This window comes from Tistrella arctica, from assembly GCF_039630945.1.
Classification (GTDB): domain Bacteria; phylum Pseudomonadota; class Alphaproteobacteria; order Tistrellales; family Tistrellaceae; genus Tistrella; species Tistrella bauzanensis.
Window position 1 is genome coordinate 512361 of record NZ_JBBKTV010000003.1, and the last position, 17369, is coordinate 529729.

20 protein-coding genes are annotated in these 17369 nt (G+C 68.1%); 10 read left to right on the forward strand and 10 right to left on the reverse strand.

Annotated features, from left to right (window positions below; translation table 11 throughout):
• The first annotated feature begins 98 nt into the window (after positions 1–98).
• Positions 99–683, forward strand: a complete 585-nt coding sequence (locus WG924_RS09175; protein WP_345932704.1) for a helix-turn-helix domain-containing protein — start codon at positions 99–101, stop codon at positions 681–683.
• Positions 684–701: 18 nt separating this feature from the next.
• On the opposite strand, the gene WG924_RS09180 is transcribed toward WG924_RS09175, so the two are convergent.
• The 9 genes from WG924_RS09180 to hisB form a co-directional block, all read right to left on the reverse strand.
• Positions 702–1502: an ion transporter gene (locus tag WG924_RS09180; protein ID WP_345932705.1), complete on the reverse strand. Its 801-nt coding sequence runs from the start codon at positions 1500–1502 to the stop codon at positions 702–704.
• Between the two features lie 149 nt (positions 1503–1651).
• On the reverse strand, positions 1652–2020 hold the full coding sequence (locus tag WG924_RS09185; RefSeq protein ID WP_345932706.1) for a histidine triad nucleotide-binding protein: 369 nt from the start codon (positions 2018–2020) through the stop codon (positions 1652–1654).
• Between the two features lie 128 nt (positions 2021–2148).
• Entirely contained in the window at positions 2149–2538 is a 390-nt protein-coding gene (locus WG924_RS09190) for a phosphoribosyl-ATP diphosphatase (RefSeq protein ID WP_345932707.1), read from the reverse strand.
• Complete coding sequence (gene hisI / locus WG924_RS09195; protein WP_345932708.1) at positions 2528–2983, reverse strand: phosphoribosyl-AMP cyclohydrolase; 456 nt, start codon at positions 2981–2983, stop codon at positions 2528–2530. Before hisI ends, WG924_RS09190 begins: the two co-directional genes overlap by 11 nt.
• A 43-nt stretch (positions 2984–3026) precedes the next feature.
• On the reverse strand, positions 3027–3794 hold the full coding sequence (gene hisF, locus WG924_RS09200; RefSeq protein WP_345932709.1) for an imidazole glycerol phosphate synthase subunit HisF: 768 nt from the start codon (positions 3792–3794) through the stop codon (positions 3027–3029).
• Between the two features lie 65 nt (positions 3795–3859).
• Complete coding sequence (gene hisA, locus WG924_RS09205; protein ID WP_345932710.1) at positions 3860–4588, reverse strand: 1-(5-phosphoribosyl)-5-[(5-phosphoribosylamino)methylideneamino]imidazole-4-carboxamide isomerase; 729 nt, start codon at positions 4586–4588, stop codon at positions 3860–3862.
• 94 nt (positions 4589–4682) lie between these two features.
• Entirely contained in the window at positions 4683–5327 is a 645-nt protein-coding gene (hisH, locus tag WG924_RS09210; protein WP_345932711.1) for an imidazole glycerol phosphate synthase subunit HisH, read from the reverse strand.
• 69 nt (positions 5328–5396) lie between these two features.
• Positions 5397–5855, reverse strand: coding sequence for a DUF2628 domain-containing protein (locus tag WG924_RS09215; protein WP_345932712.1), 459 nt, complete (start codon positions 5853–5855; stop codon positions 5397–5399).
• Between the two features lie 55 nt (positions 5856–5910).
• On the reverse strand, positions 5911–6516 hold the full coding sequence (gene hisB, locus WG924_RS09220; RefSeq protein WP_345932713.1) for an imidazoleglycerol-phosphate dehydratase HisB: 606 nt from the start codon (positions 6514–6516) through the stop codon (positions 5911–5913).
• A 235-nt stretch (positions 6517–6751) separates the two neighbouring features.
• Here hisB and WG924_RS09225 point away from each other — a divergent pair, with 235 nt between their 5' ends.
• Positions 6752–7711: a LysR family transcriptional regulator gene (locus WG924_RS09225; RefSeq protein WP_345932714.1), complete on the forward strand. Its 960-nt coding sequence runs from the start codon at positions 6752–6754 to the stop codon at positions 7709–7711.
• On the opposite strand, the gene pdxR is transcribed toward WG924_RS09225, so the two are convergent.
• Positions 7686–9095, reverse strand: coding sequence for a MocR-like pyridoxine biosynthesis transcription factor PdxR (gene pdxR, locus WG924_RS09230; RefSeq protein WP_345932715.1), 1410 nt, complete (start codon positions 9093–9095; stop codon positions 7686–7688). The genes WG924_RS09225 and pdxR overlap by 26 nt on opposite strands.
• A gap of 143 nt (positions 9096–9238) precedes the next feature.
• Here pdxR and WG924_RS09235 point away from each other — a divergent pair, with 143 nt between their 5' ends.
• From WG924_RS09235 to WG924_RS09270, 8 genes are all read left to right on the forward strand, one after another.
• Positions 9239–9913, forward strand: a complete 675-nt coding sequence (locus WG924_RS09235) for a GNAT family N-acetyltransferase (RefSeq protein WP_345932716.1) — start codon at positions 9239–9241, stop codon at positions 9911–9913.
• Positions 9913–10872, forward strand: coding sequence for a DMT family transporter (locus WG924_RS09240; RefSeq protein WP_345932717.1), 960 nt, complete (start codon positions 9913–9915; stop codon positions 10870–10872). The genes WG924_RS09235 and WG924_RS09240 overlap by 1 nt, the downstream gene beginning before the upstream one ends.
• Entirely contained in the window at positions 10869–11339 is a 471-nt protein-coding gene (locus tag WG924_RS09245) for a GNAT family N-acetyltransferase (RefSeq protein WP_345932718.1), read from the forward strand. The genes WG924_RS09240 and WG924_RS09245 overlap by 4 nt, the downstream gene beginning before the upstream one ends.
• A 386-nt stretch (positions 11340–11725) precedes the next feature.
• Positions 11726–12556 (forward strand): alpha/beta fold hydrolase, encoded by an 831-nt coding sequence (locus WG924_RS09250; protein WP_345932719.1) that lies wholly within the window; start codon positions 11726–11728, stop codon positions 12554–12556.
• 54 nt (positions 12557–12610) lie between these two features.
• Entirely contained in the window at positions 12611–13294 is a 684-nt protein-coding gene (locus WG924_RS09255; protein WP_345932720.1) for a hydrolase, read from the forward strand.
• Positions 13295–13388: 94 nt separating this feature from the next.
• Positions 13389–13673, forward strand: a complete 285-nt coding sequence (locus tag WG924_RS09260) for a DUF1427 family protein (protein ID WP_345932813.1) — start codon at positions 13389–13391, stop codon at positions 13671–13673.
• A gap of 30 nt (positions 13674–13703) precedes the next feature.
• Complete coding sequence (locus tag WG924_RS09265; RefSeq protein WP_345932721.1) at positions 13704–15581, forward strand: amidohydrolase; 1878 nt, start codon at positions 13704–13706, stop codon at positions 15579–15581.
• Positions 15582–15622: 41 nt separating this feature from the next.
• On the forward strand, positions 15623–17278 hold the full coding sequence (locus WG924_RS09270) for an MFS transporter (protein WP_345932722.1): 1656 nt from the start codon (positions 15623–15625) through the stop codon (positions 17276–17278).
• The last annotated feature ends 91 nt before the right edge of the window (positions 17279–17369 follow it).

Here is a 17369-nt window from a genome sequence, read left to right on the forward strand (position 1 = left end):
TGACAGACAACGACCAGAACGACGCCCCAGACCACAAGGCCCCGTCAAAAGGTCGCAGGCGGCAACCGGACATGGTGCAATCAGCGGAGACGACAGCGATGCCGGATGCTGCCGGGGAACTGGTCGCCGAAGGCGGCGTGCCCGACTGGCCACCAGCCGATGACGACGCTGGCGGCAGCGACCCGCGAGTGGTCAGCGCCCAGGCGATCGATGCGCATGTCGGCGCCCGTATCCTGGCACTGCGCCAGATGCGCGAGATCAGCCAGCATCAACTGGGCGAGGCGCTGGGCCTGACCTTCCAGCAGATCCAGAAATATGAACGCGGCATGAACCGGATCAGCGCCGGGCGGCTGTTTCTGGCCGCGCGCTTTCTGCGGGTGCCGGTGTCGTATTTCTTCGAAGGTCTGCCCACCGGCACCCGGTTGGAGGCCTGGATGTCGCAGCCCCATGCCGCCGAGGCACCGACACCGTTTCCGGTGGTGTCGCCGGTCGAGGATCGCCAGCTTCAGGATCTGCTGGTCGCCTATGCCCGGATCAGCGATCCGGCGCGGCGGCGGGCGCTGGCCACCGCCATCCGCAACATCGCCGACGCCTTCCAGGGCCTGAACCTGCCGCCCGAGGGCAGCGGCCCGCCGCTGCCGCCGCGCCGCCGCCGGGGCCGGCCGCCCAAGAAACGCGACTGACCGGGCGGCGGATGCCGATCAGGCGGCCGGTGGTGACATCGCGGTCTTCAGTTCGGCGATTTCGCTGCGCAGGGCGCGGACCTCGGCCACCAGGGCGGCGGTGTCCATCTCAGGCACCACGCGTTCGGCATCGACCGCCGCCTGATGCTGTTCCTGCATCGCCGAGACGATGACACCGATGAACAGGTTGAGTACCGCATAGGTGCTGCACAGGATGAAGGGCACGAAGAAGGTCCAGGCCAGCGGATGGGCTTCCATCACCGGCCGCACGATGCCCATCGACCAGCTTTCCAGGGTCATCACCTGGAACAGCGTATAGGTGGAGGCGCCAAGCGTGCCGAACCAGTCGGGGAAACTGGCGCCATAGAGCCCGGTCGCCATCACCGCGAAGACATAGAACATCAGCACCAGCAGAACCACGATCGACGCCATGCCCGGCAGGGCCGCGACCAGCCCGCCGACCACCCGGCGCAGCGACGGCACCACCGAAATCAGCCTGAGCACCCGCAGGATGCGCAGCGAGCGCAGCACCTGGAACGGGCCGCTGGCCGGCATCAGCGAAATCGCCACGATCGCGAAGTCGAACAGGCTCCACGGGTCGCGGAAGAACCGGAACCCGAAGGCAAACAGCCTGAGGGCGATTTCGACCACGAAGATCGCCAGAATGATCCGGTCGATGACCGCCAGCGTGCCGCCGATCGCGGCGCGCAGGCCGGCATCGGTTTCCAGCCCCATCGTGATGGCGTTCAGGACGATGACGGCGATGATGAAATATTCCCATCCCCGCGATCCGAGGAAGTGGGCAAGGCTGCGGCGCATGGGCGTGCTTCTCTGAGGGGCCAAGATCGCGGCCACAATCAGCGCCCCCGCGCCGCTGGTCAATATGGATTAAGCGGCCGGCAATATGGATGAAGCGGCAGGCTTAGCCTGCCGCTTCGGCACGCCTGCGCCGTCAGCCACGGGCGTCGTCAGCCACGGGCGTCGGGCAGCATCCGGCCAAGCGGCCGGCCGCCCAGCACATGGACGTGCAGATGCGGCACTTCCTGATGACCATGGCCGCCGATATTCGACAGGATCCGATAGCCGGTTTCGGCCACGCCGGCCTTGCGGGCGATCTCGCCCACCACCTTGAAGTAGTGGCCCACCACCTCGGGCCCCGCATCGGCGGTGAAATCGTCCAGCGAGGTATAGGGGCCCTTGGGGATCACCAGCACATGCACCGGCGCCAGCGGCCGGATGTCGTTGAAGGCGAGCACATGCTCGTCCTCATAGACCGTATCGCAGGGCAATTCGCCGCGCAGGATGCGGGCGAAGATATTGGTCTGGTCATAGGCCATGGCGGGCTGGCTCCGGCTGCCGGGTCTGCGCGAAAGACGAGGTTTGCATGAAGAACGAAGGGCGGACGCCATGTTCCAGCGCCCTGCCCGCCGCGTCAACCATTCGCATGCGCGGTGCAGCGGTGCCATCAGCCCTTACGGCTCTTCTTTTCCTCGATGCCCGACCGGCCCTCGCGCCGCGCCAGGGTCGCCATCACATCGGCCGGGTCCAGCCCGGCATCGGCCCACAGCACCATCAGGTGAAACAGCAGATCGGCGCTTTCATCGACCAGCGCCGCCTTGTCCTGGGCCACGGCGGCGATGGCGACCTCGACCGCTTCCTCGCCCACCTTCTGCGCCATCTTCAGCCGGCCCTTGCCCAGCAGCTTGGCGACATAAGAGGATGACGGGTCGGCGCCCTTGCGCGACCGGATGGTGGTCACCAGCCGTTCCAGAACCTCCCAATCGGTCTGGCCGGCGGCGTTGAAACCGGTGCTGCTGGCCGGGGTCTGGGCGGTTTTCGTGGTGTCAGCGGCCATAAAGCGTCTCCGGGTCGATCTCTGGGGTCATGATGGTGGTGATGGCGCCGGTCTCCGGGTTCACCTGGTCATAGAAACAACTGCGTCGGCCGGTGTGGCAGGCCACACCCTGCTGGTCGACCAGCAACAGCACAGTATCGCCATCGCAATCGATGCGAAACGCCTTCAAGTGCTGCATCTGGCCGGAACTCTCGCCCTTGCGCCAGATCCGGTTGCGTGAGCGCGACCAATAGACGCCGCGGCGGGTCTGAAGCGTCTCGATCACCGCTTCGGCATTCATCCAGGCCATCATCAGGATCTGGCCGGTGGCCTCATCCTGCGCGATCGCCGGCACCAGGCCGTCGGCGTTGAAGGCGATCCGGGCCAGCAGCGCGTCATACCGCCCCGCGCCGCCGGCGGCATCCAGACCGGGGCTGGTGGTGTCTGTCTCATGGCTGGCGCACATCGGCATCATACCTCGAATAAAGCGGACAAGGCGGTGGGGCGCGTCACTGGCCGGGCATCCGCACCGGAATGCCGGCGGCGGCCATATGGGCCTTGGCTTCGGCGATGCTGTGCTGGCCGAAATGGAAGATCGAGGCGGCCAGCACCGCCGAGGCATGACCAAGCCGGACACCGTCGACCAGATGGTCGAGCGTGCCGACGCCGCCGCTGGCGATCACCGGCACCGGCACCGCATCGGCCATGGCCCGGGTCAGCGGCAGATCGAAGCCGGCGCGGGTGCCGTCACGGTCCATAGAGGTGACAAGCAATTCACCGGCGCCAAGTTCCGCCATCCGCATCGCCCAGTCGACCGCATCGATGCCGGTGGGCTTGCGGCCGCCATGGGTGAAGACCTCGAACCGGCCGCTCTCGCCCAGTTTGGCGTCGATCGCGACCACGATGCACTGGCTGCCGAATTTGCCGGCGGCCTCCGCCACCAGTTCCGGACGCGTCACGGCGGCGGAGTTGATCGACACCTTGTCGGCCCCGGCCAACAGCAGCGCGCGGATGTCTTCCACCGCCCTGACGCCACCGCCCACGGTCAGCGGCATGAAGCAATGCTCGGCGGTGCGCGCCACCACGTCGAGGATCGTGCCGCGATTTTCATGCGAGGCGGTGATGTCGAGGAAGGTCAATTCATCCGCGCCGGCGGCGTCATAGGCCCGCGCCTGCTCCACCGGATCGCCGGCATCGCGCAGCCCGATGAAATTGACGCCCTTGACCACGCGGCCGTCCTTGACGTCCAGGCAGGGAATGATGCGGGTCTTCAACATGTCCGGGGCGTCCGCTGGCTGGAAGATGATGCGTGGGTGCGGTGGTGCGGAGGCGGGGGAGTGGATCAGGCGCCGGCCGCGACCGCCAGCGCCTCGGCCGGGTCGAGCCGGCCGTCATAGAGCGCGCGGCCGGTGACGACGCCGGCGACCCCGCGCGCCTCCACCGCCTTCAGCGCCCGGATATCGTCGATGGCCGCCACGCCGCCGCTGGCGATGACCGGCGTGGTCAGCCGGTCGGCCAGGCGGGCGGTCTGTTCGGCATCATGGCCTTCCAGGGTGCCGTCGCGGCCGATATCGGTATAGATGATCGCGGCGGCGCCGGCATCTTCGAAGGCCAGCGCCAGATCGGCGGCGCTCATGGTCGAGGTCTCGGCCCAGCCTTCCACCGCCACCATGCCGTCGCGGGCATCGATGCCCACCGCCACCTTGCCCGGAAACAGCCGGCAGGCTTCGCGCACCAGCGCCGGATCGCGCACCGCGATCGTGCCCAGGATCACCCGCGACAGGCCACGGCCCAGCCAGCTTTCAACCGTCGCCAGATCGCGGATGCCGCCGCCCAATTGCACCGGCATGTCGACCGCCCGGATGATGGCGTCGACCGCGGCACCATTGACCGGCCGGCCGGCGAAGGCGCCGTTCAGGTCCACCACATGCAGCCAAGTGAAGCCCTGGGCCTGGAAGCGCGCGGCCTGGGCCGCCGGGTCGTCGGCGAACACCGTGGCGCGGTCCATGTCGCCCTGCACCAGACGCACGCAGGCGCCGTCCTTCAAATCGATGGCGGGATAGATGATCACGGGGCAGCGGTCCTCGACTGGTATGACGCGGTGTCGGTGTCGGTGTCGGTGTCGGTGTGGCGGGTGAGGGTGGGGGTGGGGCGGGGAGAGCGGGTCAGGGCTTCCAGCGCAGGAAGCCGCCGATCAGCGCCTGACCGACATGCTGGCTTTTCTCCGGGTGGAACTGGGTGCCGATGATGTTGTCGCGGCCGATGATCGCGGTGACCGGTCCGCCATAATCGGCGGTCGCCAGCAGATCGCGCGGCTCATCGACCCGCATGGCATAGGAATGGACGAAATAGACATGGGCGCCGGGGGCGATGCCCGCCAGCACCGGATGGCAGCCGGGGGTGAAGTCCAGCCCGTTCCAGCCCATATGCGGGATCTTCAGCGCCGGGTCCGATGGGGTCAGCGCCTCGACCCGGCCGCCGATCCAGTCCAGCCCCTCGGTGACGCGATGCTCGAAGCCGCTGGTCGCCAGCAACTGCATGCCGACGCAGATGCCGAAGAACGGCGTGCCCTTGCGGCGCACCGCCACCTCCAGCGCCTCGGCCAGTCCGTCGATCTGGTCGAGCCCGGCGCGGCAATCGGCGAAGGCGCCCTGCCCGGGCAGCACCAGCCGGTCGGCACGCATGATCTGATCGGGATCGGAGCTGACCACCACCGTGGCGGCGACGCCGGCTTCTCGGGCGCCATGGTCGAAGGCCTTGGCGGCGGAGCGCAGATTGCCTGAGCCGTAGTCGATGACGACGATGTTCATGGGTGCCTTCACGTGCAGGTCAGGAAGCGGGTCTGGTGCCGGTTGCATCGACCGGCGGCGATGGCGGGCTCAGGATGCGCCGAGACCGCCCAGATGGCCCCCGCCATGGCCAAGGTTGTGCAGCGGCTGCTGGTCGTGACCAGGGCGGGGTGCCGGGGCGGCCGGCTGATACAGCATCGCCGCCCGATACAGCGCCTCGTCGCCATCGCTGGCCGCGATCGGGCTGATCTCGCGCCAGCCAAGCCGGGCATAGCGGCGGCGGCGCAGATCGTTGGCGACCACGCCATAGACCGCGCTCACCGCCAGATTGGCGATGGTGATCGCAACCTCGCCGGCACCGGCCAGACCCAGCGCCGCCGAGACCGCCATGCCGGCCACCAGCAGCAGCACGGCGGCCAGCCATTGCCGGTGCCACAGCGCGAACAGCACCCCCAGCACGAACCCCGCCCACGAAAACCCCTCGGCCACGACCCGGGCGCGGTCGATGGGGCTGATCAGCGGGGGCACGTGAACCGAATAGATGCGCATGGGCTCCGGAACCGGATGGTGATGATGGCAGAGGGGGGTGGCGGTGGGGGGGCGGTCAGAGCGATCCGCCCAGCACCCCTTTTGTGGACGGAACGGCGCCGGCCGCGCGCGGGTCGATCTCGATCGCCTGCCGCAACGCCCGGGCAAGGCCCTTATAGCACGACTCGACGATGTGGTGATTGTTCTCGCCGTAGAGGTTTTCAACGTGCAGCGTGACGCCGGCCGCCTGAGCGAAGGCCTGGAACCATTCCTTGAACAGCTCGGTATCCATCTGGCCGAGTTTGTCGCGGGTGAAATTCACCTTCCAGATCAGATAGGGCCGGTTGGACAGGTCGAGCGATACCCGGGTCAGGGTCTCGTCCATCGGGATATAGGCATGGGCATAGCGGGTGATGCCGCGCCGGTCGCCCAGCGCCTTCGCCACCGCCTCGCCGATCGCGATGCCGCTGTCTTCGGTGGTGTGGTGGAAATCGATATGCAGATCGCCTTCGGCACGCACGGTCAGATCGATCAGGCTGTGACGCGACAACTGGTCCAGCATGTGATCGAGGAATCCGATGCCGGTCTTCACGTCATAACGGCCCTGGCCGTCGAGGTCGACGGTCACGGAAATCTGCGTCTCGCGGGTGTTGCGCGTGACCGTGGCGGTGCGCTGGCTCATCTCGTCTCCGCTGGCGGGTTCTGCCGGGCCTTGGGGTGGTGGATCGGGATCTGGGGTAGATGTATGAAATTCAGGGGGAAAACCCAAAGAAAATCGGCCGGATGACCGGGTGTCGCCCGCCATGCGGAGCAATACCCGCCAAATCGCCATGACATCGGCGGCGGTCATGGGCGATCATGCGGGCGGAACCATGATCGCTCCGGCGCCGGCCGGACACCGGGTGAAGGGGCCCTGCGTGAACGATCCGCTGAAGAAGCTGTGCTGGGACGATCTGCGGGTGGTGAAGGCGATCGGCGAGCTGGGCAGCCTGTCGGCCGCGGCGGCGCAGATCGGGGTCAATGCCTCGACCGTGTTCCGGCGGCTGGGCGAGATCGAGAAGCTGCTTGAGCTGTCGCTGTTCGAGCGCCGCCGCCAGGGCTATGTCGCAACCCCGGTCGGTGCCGAGCTGGTGGCCCTGGCCCAGCGGCTGGAAATCGACATCGTCGCCGTCACCCGCAGGCTGGCGGGGCTGGATCAGGAACTGGCCGGTGCGTTGCGCATCGCCACCAGCGATGGGCTGGCGACATTCCTGCTGATGCCGGTGATCGCCGGCTTCACCCGGCTGCATCCGGCGGTGCGGATCGAGATGGTGATCGGCAATGACGCGCTGAACCTGGCGCGTGGTGAAACCGATATCGCGGTGCGCGCGACCGACAATCCGCCTGAGACCATGGTCGGCCGGCGCATTGCCGACATCGGCTGGGCACCCTATGGCCGGCGGAGCGATTTTGCCGGCGGCCCCCCTGGCCCCGAACGCTCTGGCCCCGGACCCTCTGGCCCCGGCCATCCTGACCCAGACCGTCTGGCCGATCACATGTGGGCATCCTTCTGCGACGAGCTGGCCGGGCTGAAGGTCACCCGGCTGATCGACACGATAGTGCCGCCTGAGCGGATCGTGTTCCGGACCAATTCTGTGCAGGGCATGGCGGCGGCGATCTCGGCCGGGGTGGGCGTTGGCTATCTGCCCTGCATGACCGGCGACATGATCCCCGATCTGGTCCGTATCGGCCCTGCCGATCCGGCGCTGGCCGATGCGCTGTGGCTGCTGACCCATCCGGATCTGCGCAAATCCGGCCGGGTGCACACCTTTCTGGAGTACTGCGCCACCATGCTGGCCCGGCGGCGGTCGTTCATCGAGGGCCGCAGCAGCCCATGATCCGCGCGGCATCGGCATCGATGCGGGCAGGATCGACGGCGGCGATCCCGAACAGCAGCCCGGGGCGCGGCGGCCCCAGAAAGAAGCCCGACATCGGCTGCATGCCGAAGCCCTGTGCCGCCAGCCGGCCGGCGATGGCGACATCCGGGCAGGCGGGATCGCGAAACCAGGTGGCGCGCTGCAGCCCGTCTTCGCCATCGCCAAGATCGAGCACCGGCCCGCAATGGCGGCGCAGGGCGTCGGCCGTTGCCCGCATGCGCGCGCCATAAACCGGCGTCATGCGGCGCAGATGGGCGCGCAGCCGGCCATCGCGCATGAACCGGGCAAGGCCCGCCTGGATATGGCCCGACACCGCAGCCCCCCGCCGCCGGAAGGCGGTGGAGACCGGGGCCCACAGGCGTTGCGGCACGATCATGTAGGCGACCCGCAATCCGGGGGCCAGGGTCTTCGAGAAGGTGCCGAGATAGACCACCACATCCGACCGGTCGATGCCCTGAAGGGCGGCGATGGGATGGGCGCCATAATGAAACTCGCTGTCGTAATCATCCTCGATCACGATCGCGCCGGCCGAACGCGCCACCTCCAGCAGCGCCAGCCTGCGCGGCAGCGTCATGGTCACCCCCGTCGGGTATTGATGCGAGGGCGTGGTGTAGATGATCCGCGGGGCCGGCTGGCCGGTGGCCAGGGCGGCGGCGACATCGATCCCGGCGGCATCGCAGGGCACCGGCGCCAGCCGCGCGCCGGCGGCGGCGAACACGGCCCGGGCGGCGGGATAGCCCGGTTCTTCCAGCCAGACGACATCCTCGCGGCCGGCACCCCGGCCGGTCAGCAGAACCGTGGCCAGAAGATCGATCGCGGCGCGGGTGGATGGCAGGATCAGAACCTGATCGGCGGTCGCCGACACACCACGCGTCACACTGACATGATCGATGATCGCCTGCCGCAGCGCCGCGAGGCCGGTGGTTTCGGCATAGCCCAGATCGCTGGTGCGGAACGACCGCGCGCCGGCCTTCAGGCAGGCGGCCCAGTCGGCATGCGGGAAGCTGGCCAGATCCGGCATACCGGGGGCATAGAGCCGGGGCGGTGCCTCGCCGCCGGCACCAGCGGTCACCGGCACCGGTGACGGCGCCCGGCGCGGCGCCGGTGCCGGTGCCGGCGCGATCGCCGCAACCACGGTCGCCGATCCGGGCCGGCCATCCAGATAGCCCTCGGCCTTCAGCCGGTCATAAGCATGGACCACGGTCGATCGCGCCACCCCCAGCGCCATGGCCATGGCGCGGGTCGATGGCAGGCGCTGCGTCGCCGCCATCTGGCCCGACAGGATGCGGTCGCGCAGGCCGCGATAGATCTGGCCTTCCAGATCCCCGGCCGCGCGGTCGGGCATCAGCCATGTCGGGGCCGGGTGCATGATGTCCCTGTCAAACCGGTCTGGTCATAATCCTGAAACTGGACGTTTACATCAGACCTGTCGGGCGTGCAAATGACAAGCACCCGCCATCGCGTCGCCGACCCGCAGGACATACGCTCATGACCACCACACCGTCTTCCGATCTCACCGCCTGGACCGGCGCGCCGCCGCCGCCGCGCGCGGCCCTGGACGGCCGTTATGTCCGGCTGGAGCCGTTCGATGCCACGGCCCATGCCCGCGCGCTGTTTCAGGCATCGGCGGCACCCGGCGCCGACGACCGCTTCCGTTGGCTGTTCGAGACGCCGCCGGAAGATGAAGCCGCGTTCGGCGCCTGGTTCGACAAGGCGGCATCGGGCACGGATCCGCTGTTCTTCGCGGTGATCGACAAGGCGACCGGCCGCGCCGAGGGCCGGCAGGCCCTGATGCGCATCGATACCACCCATGGGGTGATCGAGATCGGCAGCATCCTGTGGGGGCCGGCGATCGCCCGCACCCGGGTGGCGACCGAGGCGCTGTTCCTGTTCGCCGATCTGGCCTTTACCAGCGGCTATCGTCGGTTCGAATGGAAATGCAATGCCCTGAACGCGCCCTCGCGGCGGGCGGCGGAACGCTTCGGCTTCAGCTTCGAGGGCATCTTCCGCCAGCACATGGTGGTGAAGGGCCACAACCGCGACACCGCATGGTTCTCGATCACCGATGGCGAATGGCCGCGGCTGAAGGCCGGCTATCAGGCATGGCTGCGGCCGGAGAATTTCGACGAGACCGGCCGCCAGCATCAGCGGCTGCGCTTCTGATGACCGGCCTCGCTTCCGCCGGCAGCCACCATCGCGGCGATCTGGCCGCCCGCGCCTCGCTGCTGCTGGTGACGGTGATCTGGGGGCTGAACTGGCCGGCGGGCCGCGCGGCACTTCAGGATCTGTCGCCCTGGGCGCTGCGGGTGGTGTCGTTCGGCTGTGCGGCGGCGATCCTGATGGCGGTGGCGCGCTGGCGCGGTGTCAGCCTTCACATCGAATCCGGGCGCCAGAGATATCATCTGGCGATGGCGGGCCTGCTCAGCACCGGCGGCTTCGGCATTCTGGCCGCTTTCGCGCAGCTTGGCACCACCACCAGCCGCACGGCGATCTGCGCCTATACCATGCCGATCTGGGCGACGCTGTTTGCCCGCGTCGCGCTGGGGGAACGGCTGGACCGGTGGCGGGGTGGCGCCCTGCTGCTGGGCATGGCCGGGCTCGGCGTGCTGCTCTGGCCGCTCTGGGGCCAGGACATGCCGGTGGGCGTGCTGTTCGCGCTTGGCTCGGCGGTGAGCTGGGCGGCGGGCACGGTCTGGCTGAAATGGGCCGGCATCCGCGGCCACCCGCTGGCGATCACCGCCTGGCAGCTTGCTGCCGGCACCGTGGCGGTGACCATCGGCTTCCTGATCGACGGCGCCCGCATCGGCCAGGGCCTGCACCTGATCCCGGCGATCGGGCTGGCCTATAACACCCTGATCGGCAGCGCGCTTGCCTATCTGCTGTGGTTCCAGTCGGTGTCGCGGCTGCCCGCCGCCATGGCCGGTCTGGGTACATTGCTGGTGCCGGTGGTGGGGGTGGCGGCATCCGTGCTGCTGCTGGGCGAGCGGCCATCCACCAGCGATATCGCCGGCTTCACCCTGATCTTCATCGCCGCGCTGTGCGCGCTGGGCTCGCGGCCCCCGCGCCCGGCGGCGGCGGCATCGTCGCTCCCCTCCCCTCCGGCATCGAGATCCGCATCATGACCGACACCCCCGACACCCCCGACACCACCATCACCATCCGGCCGTTCACCGCCGCCGACCACGACGCCTGGCTGCCGCTGTGGCGGGGCTATCAGGCCTTCTACAAGGTCGACATCCCCGACGCGGTCAGGGCGGTCACCTGGGCGCGGATGCTGGACGCGGCCGAGCCGATGGGCGGCGCGCTGGCCTGGCGGGGCGATGCCGCGATCGGGATGGTCCACCATGTCCGCCACCGCTCGTGCTGGACGACCGAAGACTACTGCTATCTTCAGGATCTGTTCGTCGACCCGTCGATCCGCGGCGCCGGCATCGGCCGCCGGCTGATCACCCATGTCTACGACATCGCCCGCGCCGCCGGCTGCTCACGCGTCCACTGGCTGACCCACGAGACCAACACCGACGCCATGAAACTGTACGACCGCATCGCCACCCGCTCAGGCTTCGTGCAGTACCGACATCTGCTCTGAGCCGGCGGTTGTCCATACCCGATGGACCGTAATGCCCTGACCGGCGTTACGGTCCATTTGCGTTCGTGCCATCGCCACCCGCATTTCTGCAAACATCCTTTTGCAGTATCGCAATTTGCAGTTTTTTAACCCCACGGTATTCTGAAGACACAGCACGAGGACAGACCGGGCAGGGAGCAGATGACACGGATGTGACAGGCATCTTTCTGCCTTGATGTCGAACAGATCTTCAAGTTAATCCGGGTCGGAATGGTCATATGACATGGCCATGACTTGTGTGACCTGGGCTTTTCCCATCGATCACCACGCTGCTATGCCCCACCCCGTCGGATCAGATCCGGCGGTGACAGGACCGGTGCGACCTCAATTTCACGGAGACCCATGTCATGCCCAGCATCATCACCCGCGACAATGTCGAGCTCTATTACAAGGATTGGGGGCCGAAGGACGGGCCGGTGGTCATCCTCAGCCATGGCTGGCCGCTGAACGCCGACAGCTGGGAGATCCAGGCGCTGTTTCTGGCCGATAACGGCTTCCGCGTGATCACTCATGACCGTCGCGGTCATGGCCGGTCGAGCCAGCCCTGGGACGGCAACGACATGGATCATTACGCCGACGATCTGGCGCAGTTGATCCAGGCCCTGGATCTGCATGACGTGTCGCTGTTCGGCTTCTCCACCGGTGGCGGCGAGATCACCCGCTATGTCGGCCGCCATGGCACCGGCCGGGTGGCGCGGCTGGGCCTGATTTCGGCGGTGCCGCCGCTGATGCTGAAGACCGAGGCCAATCCCGGCGGTCTGCCGATCGAGGTGTTCGACGGTATCCGCGCCGCCAGCCTCGCCGACCGCTCCAAGCTGTATCAGGACATCGCCTCGGGCCCGTTCTTCGGCTTCAACCGGCCGGGCGCCACGCCGTCGCAGGGCATGATCGATGCCTTCTGGTTCCAGGGCATGACCGGCGGTCACAAGAACACCTTCGACTCGATCAAGGCCTTCTCGGAAACCGACTTCACCGAAGACCTGGCGAAATTCGACAAGCCGACCCTGATCGTCCATGGCGACGACGACCAGATCGTGCCGATCGATGCCGCCGGCCGCGCCTCGAAGCATCTGGTGCCGCATGCCGAGCTGAAGGTCTATCCCGGCGCGCCCCACGGCCTGACCAACACCCACAACGAACAGCTGAATCAGGACATGCTCGCCTTCCTGCGCGGCTGAGCGGTCTCGACGCCTCACCTTTTCCATCATCATCGACATCACGGGACCAGGATCATGACCGATACCAAGCTGGAACTGCTCACCCCCCATAACTGCCAGATCATCTTCATCGACCAGCAGCCGCAGATGGCCTTCGGCGTGCAGTCGATCGACCGGCAGGTGCTGAAGAACAACGTCGTGGCGCTGGCCAAGGCCGCGAAGGTGTTCGCCATCCCCACCACAATCACCACCGTCGAGACCCTGGGCTTTTCGGGCCACACCTATCCGGAACTGCTGGGCGTGTTCCCCGAGAGCCCGATCCTGGAGCGGACCTCGATGAATTCCTGGGACGACCAGAAGGTGCGCGACGCGCTGGCCGCCAATGGCCGCAAAAAGGTGGTGGTGTCGGGCCTGTGGACGGAGGTCTGCAACAACTCCTTCGCGCTGTCGGCGATGCTGGAAGGCGGCTACGAGATCTATATGGTCGAGGATGCCTCCGGCGGCACCAGCAAGACCGCCCATGACTATGCCATGCAGCGGATGATCCAGGTCGGCGTGGTGCCGGTCACCTGGCAGCAGGTGATGCTGGAATGGCAGCGCGACTGGGCGCGCAAGGACAGCTACGACGCGGTGATGGACATCGTGCGCGAGCATTCCGGCGCCTATGGCATGGGTGTCGATTATGCCTATACCATGGTTCATGGCGCGCCCGAGCGCGTGACCCACGGGCCGACCCTGGACCCGGTCGCCGCCGCCTGATCCGCCCCCGTCTTCCCCGCATCGTCTCCCCCCCGCGTCAACGGGCCTGCCCCGGCAGGCCCGCACCCCATGCAGGAGGCCGGTGATGGCCGATATCAGATCCTATGCCATGGCCCTGGGGGCCGGGCTGCTGGTCGGCGTGGTCTATTCCATGCTGCATGTCCGCTCCCCCGCACCGCCGGTGATCGCGCTGATCGGCCTGTTGGGCATTCTTCTGGGCGAACAGGTGGTGCCGCTGGCCAAGCGGGTGATCGGCGGCGAGACGCTGACCGTGTCGAGCATCAGCCAGACCTGTGCCGCGCATGTGTTGGGCGACCTGCCGTCGGGCGGCACCGGGGCGCACCCCACCCCGCCCTGTGATCCCGACCCCCGCGGCTGACCCGTTGCACGCCCCTTCAGGAGACCCGTCATGACCGGCACCACCGCCCCGGACCTGATCCTCACCCATGGCCGCTTCACCACCATGGACCCGTCGATACCGGACCCGGAGGCGGTGGCGATCACCGATGGCCGGTTCAGCGCCGTGGGCGATGCCGGGCCGATCATGGCCAGCGCCGGACCGGATACCCGGGTTCTGGATCTGGGCGGCCGGCGGGTGGTGCCGGGGCTGATCGACAGCCATATGCACATCATTCGCGGCGGGCTGAACTATAATCTGGAACTGCGCTGGGATGGCGTGCGCTCGCTGGCCGATGCGATGGCGATGCTGAAGCGGCAGGTCGACAACACCCCGGCGCCGCAATGGGTGCGGGTGGTGGGTGGCTTCACCCTGCATCAGTTCGCCGAAAAGCGTCTGCCGACCCTGGACGAGTTGAATGCGGTCGCCCCCGACACCCCGGTGTTCATCCTGCATCTGTATGACCGCGCGCTGCTGAACCGCGCGGCGCTGCGGGTGGTGGGCTATACGAAGGACACCCCCAACCCGCCCGGCGGCGAGATCCAGCGCGATGCCCGCGGCGAGCCGACCGGCCTGCTGCTGGCCCGGCCGAACGCGATGATCCTGTATGCGACCCTGGCCAAGGGGCCGCCGCTGCCGCCGGAGTATCAGGCGAATTCCACCCGCCATTTCATGCGTGAGATGAACCGGCTGGGTGTCACCGGCGTGATCGATGCCGGCGGCGGCTTCCAGAACTATCCCGATGACTATGCGATCATCCGCCAGCTTCATGCCGAGGGGCTGCTGACGCTCCGCATCGCCTATAACCTGTTCACACAGAAGCCGGGTGGCGAGGTCGAGGATTTCAAGCGCTGGGGCGGGATGATCCGGCCCGGCGAAGGCGATGACAGCCTGCGCCATAACGGCGCCGGCGAGATGCTGGTGTTCTCGGCCGCCGATTTCGAGGATTTCCGCGAGCCCCGGCCCGACCTGGCCCCATCCATGGAAACCGAGCTTGAGGATGTGGTGCGGGTGCTGGTGGAAAACCGCTGGCCCTGGCGGTTGCATGCCACCTATGACGAGACCGTCACCCGCGCGCTGGACGCCTTCGAGGCGGTGAACCGCGAGATGCCGATCGATGGCCTGCACTGGATGCTGGACCATTGCGAGACGATCAGCGACCGCAATATCGACCGGGTGGCGGCGCTGGGCGGCGGCATCGCGGTTCAGCACCGGATGATGTTCCAGGGCGAGGATTTCGTCGACCGCTATGGCCACGCGGCGGCCGAACGCACCCCGCCGGTGCGGCGGATGCTGGAGGCCGGCGTGCCGGTGGGGGCCGGCACCGATGCGACGCGGGTGGCCTCTTATAATCCATGGGTGTCGTTCGCCTGGCTGGTGACCGGGCGCACCCTGGGGGGCCTGCAGCTTTATCCGTGGGCCAATCGCCTGGACCGGCACGAGGCGCTGCATCTGTGGACCGCCGGCAATACCTGGTTTTCCACCGAAGAGGGCAAGAAGGGCCGGATCACGCCCGGCCAACTGGCCGATCTGGCGGTGCTGGATCGCGATATCATGACCGTGCCGGACGACGCGCTGCAAGACACCGAAAGCGTGCTGACCCTGCTTGGCGGCAGTGTGGTTCATGCCAGCGAGGATTTCGCGGGGCTGGCGCCCGACCTGCCCCCGGCGATGCCCGACTGGTCGCCGGTCCGGCGGTTCGGTGGCTATCAGCGCCGGCCGGTGGTTGACGGGCCGGCCGCCAGCCCGGCCATGGCCCATGCCTGCGGCTGCGCCAATGGCTGCGGCGTGCATGGCCATGATCATGCCCGCGCGCTTGCCGCCCGCGGGCCTGCCGCGGATGACCGCAGCTTCTGGGGCGTGTTCGGCTGTTCCTGCTGGGCGGTCTAACTGCCGTACAGGTTCCCTTCCAGACCAAGTGAGCCATCGCCATGACCACATCCGCCGCCCCTGATCCCGCCACCACACCCGCTTCCGCCCCCGCCAGCGCCTGGGCGCCGTTCCGCAACCGGGTGTTCCTGTTCATCTGGCTGGCGGTGCTGGTGTCGAACACCGGCACCTGGGTGCGCGACGTGGCATCCGGCTGGCTGATGACCGAGCTGTCGCCCTCGCCGCTGCTGGTGTCGATGGTGCAGGCGGCGACGACGCTGCCGGTGTTCCTGCTGTCGCTGCCGGCAGGCGCGCTCGCCGACATCGTCGACCGGCGCCGGCTGCTGATCGGCGTGCAGGCCGGGCTGCTGCTGGTGGCGCTGACCCTGACCACCACGGCGCATCTGGCGCTGATGACACCCTGGCTGCTGCTGGCGCTGATCCTGGTTGCCGGCGCCGGCGCCGCCCTGGCCGGGCCGGCCTTTCAGGCGATCATTCCCGAAATCGTCGGCAAGGCTGAACTGCGCCCGGCTGTGGCGCTGAATTCGCTGGGCATCAACGTGTCGCGCGCCATCGGGCCGGCCCTGGGCGGGCTGATCGTCGCCACGGCCGGGGTTGCCGCCGCCTATCTGTTCGATGCCCTGTCCTATCTGGTGGTGATCGCGGTGTTCATCTGGTGGCGCCGGATGCCCGCCCCAGCCGATCTGCCGCCCGAAGCCTTTCTGCCGGCGATGCGCGCCGGGCTGCGCTATGCTGCCGGATCGGCCGATCTGAAGCGGGTTCTGCTGCGCGCCGCCACCTTCTTCCTGTTCGGATCGGCCTATTGGGCGCTGCTGCCATTGATCGCGCGCGAACGGCTGAACGCCGATGCCACCACCTATGGCATCCTGCTGGCGGCGATCGGCGCCGGCGCCGTCAGCGGCGCGCTGCTGATGCCGCGGCTGAAGCTGCCCGGTGCCATGCTGGTGCTGGCCGGCAGCCTGGCAACCGCCACCGCCACCGCCGCCCTGGCCCTGGTGGAGCTGCCCTGGATCGCCGGCCTGCTGCTGTTCGTGGCCGGCGGCGCCTGGATCGCGGTTCTGACCAATCTGAACGTCACCGCCCAGTCGGTGCTGCCCAACTGGGTGCGCGCGCGCGGGCTTGCCATCTATCTGATGGTGTTCTTCGGCGCGATGACCGCGGGATCGGCGATCTGGGGCAGTGTCGCGCAGGCCCTGTCGATCCAGACGGCACTGCTGATCGCCGCCGCCGGGGGCGGTCTGGCGGCCCTGATTGTCGCGCGTCTGGTTGCCCTGCCCGCCGGCACGCCTGACCTCACGCCCTCGATGCATTGGCCGGAGCCGGCGCAGGCAGGCCCGATCGCCGGGGATCGCGGGCCGGTGCTGGTGACCATCACCTATCGGATCGATCCCGCGGAGCGTCAGGCGTTTCTGCACGCCATCCAGCCCCTGGCCCGCATCCGCCGCCGCGACGGCGCCTTCGGCTGGCGGGTGCTGGAGGATGCCGAGGATCCGGGCCGGTTCGAGGAGATCTTCTTCGCCGCATCCTGGCTGGAACATCTGCGCCATCACCGCCGGGTGACCCTGAGCGATGTCGCCCATCAGGAGCGGGTGGCCGGTTTCCACCGGGGCACCGAGCCGCCGGTCGTCCGCCATCTGCTGGGCGCCCACCCACGCGATCATGGCCGCCCGGCACCCATGGGCGATCACAGCCACTGAGCCCGTGCGGGGCAGCCGGTACTTGACCCCCGCGCCGTTCCGGGCCACATGAGCGGGCATTCCGGTGGCATCCGCCTTTGCCACCGGTGTC